Origin of the sequence: Bradyrhizobium sp., from assembly GCF_049798375.1 — a bacterium.
GTDB lineage: Bacteria > Pseudomonadota > Alphaproteobacteria > Rhizobiales > Xanthobacteraceae > Bradyrhizobium.
In genome coordinates this window covers 1-1,834 of record NZ_JBARGP010000801.1, presented here as the reverse complement: position 1 = coordinate 1,834, position 1,834 = coordinate 1, and the positions used below count along the sequence as shown (strand labels likewise).

Genomic DNA, 1,834 nt, shown 5'->3' with positions numbered 1-1,834 from the left:
GCCGTGATCGAGCGCGAGGTCTACAAGGCGCCCAGCGCCGGCGTCGCGCTGTCGATGTACAATCTCGACGATTCGATCGCCGATTTCGCCCGCGCCTCGCTCAACATGGGCCTCGCCAAGAACTACTCGGTCTATCTGTCGACCAAGAATACCATTCTGAAGGTCTATGACGGCCGCTTCAAGGACATCTTCCAGGACATCTTCGACAAGGAGTTCAAGACCCAGTTCGAAGCCAAGAAGATCACCTACGAGCACCGCCTGATCGACGACATGGTGGCGGCCGCGATGAAGTGGTCGGGCGGCTATGTCTGGGCCTGCAAGAACTATGACGGCGACGTGCAGTCCGACACCGTGGCGCAGGGCTACGGCTCGCTCGGCCTGATGACCTCGGTGCTGATGACGCCGGACGGCAAGACCGTGGAGGCCGAGGCTGCTCATGGCACCGTGACGCGCCACTTCCGCGAGCACCAGAAGGGGAAGGAGACCTCGACCAACTCGATCGCCTCGATCTTCGCCTGGACTCGCGGCATCGCGCATCGCGCCAAGCTCGACAACAACGCGGAGCTGGCGAAGTTCGCCGCCACGCTCGAGAAGGTTTGCGTCGACACCGTCGAGGCCGGCTACATGACCAAGGACCTCGCGCTCTTGGTCGGCGCCGACCAGCGCTGGCTCTCGACCACCGGCTTCCTGGACAAGGTGGCGGAGAACCTCACCAAGGCCATGGCAGCTTAAATTGGCGGCGTAACCAGCCTCCCCATTTTCGCCCGACTGGGGTTCGAACATCACAAGAGCCGCGCCATCTGCGCGGCTCTTTCACTTTCGACATCATCAAGGTGTATGGATACCTATCATGCGCGCAACCATCACCCTCCCCGCTCTGCTCCTGCTCGTTTCGACCTGCGGCGCGCGCGCCGCGACTACCATTCCCGATGCGCTGGTCGCGGCGGGCGAACACGCGGTGCTCACGGTTCATGCCGAAGGCGCGCAGATCTATGAGTGCAAGGCCGGCGACGACGGCAAGCTCAACTGGTCGTTTCGCGAGCCGATCGCGACCTTGCTTCAGGACGGCAAGACCGTCGGCCGGCACTATGCCGGGCCGCGCTGGGAGCATGAGGACGGCAGCATGGTCACCGGCCATGTGGTCGGCACCGCGGTGGGCGCGACCGACAACGACATCGCTTGGCTGAAGCTCAATGCGGTGGCGCATAAGGGCACCGGCGCGCTCGGCGATGTCATGACCATCCAGAGGCTCAACACCAAGGGCGGCAAGCTCTCCGGCGATTGCGACACCGCAGGTGCGTTCAAGAGCGTGTCGTATTCGGCCGATTACGTGTTCCTGCGCAGGGATTGAGAATAGCCGGGATGCCGTACGGTGGGCAAAGCTCAGCATGCCCAGCGCTCACGGGCGGATTGCAAGATGGTTGGCACGCTCCGCTTTACCCACCCTACAATTCCGGCCTTGTCCCTCCACCACCGGCATCGCTGGCCCCCGAAATTTAGGGTCGAACTTTCAAGCACTTCGCGGTATCCCTGCGGCCGATTTCCTGGATCACCGTCCGTTTCCGGCTGCCCGCATGGGTTCCCCGGCGCTGGACCACCATTGCCGCTCGAGGAACCGTCATGCCTGCCTATCGCTCCCGAACCTCCACCCATGGCCGCAACATGGCCGGCGCCCGCGGCCTGTGGCGCGCCACCGGCATGACCAACGAGGATTTCGGCAAGCCGATCATCGCGGTGTGCAACTCCTTCACCCAATTCGTGCCCGGCCATGTGCATCTGAAAGACCTCGGCCAACTGGTCGCCCGCGAGATCGAGAAGGCCGGCGGCGTCGCCA

Annotated in this window: 3 protein-coding genes; all 3 read left to right on the top strand. The window is 63.5% G+C overall.

The annotated features are described in order from the left end of the window. A partial coding sequence (locus tag WA702_RS30460) for an NADP-dependent isocitrate dehydrogenase (protein ID WP_425114243.1) occupies positions 1-732 on the top strand: 732 nt, incomplete at its 5' end. 118 nt (positions 733-850) lie between these two features. Beyond that, a complete protein-coding gene (locus tag WA702_RS30455; RefSeq protein ID WP_425114242.1) occupies positions 851-1,351 on the top strand; it encodes a DUF3455 domain-containing protein in 501 nt (166 codons plus the stop codon). 269 nt (positions 1,352-1,620) lie between these two features. After that, positions 1,621-1,834: dihydroxy-acid dehydratase (locus WA702_RS30450; RefSeq protein WP_425114241.1), on the top strand; the 214-nt coding region annotated here is incomplete at its 3' end.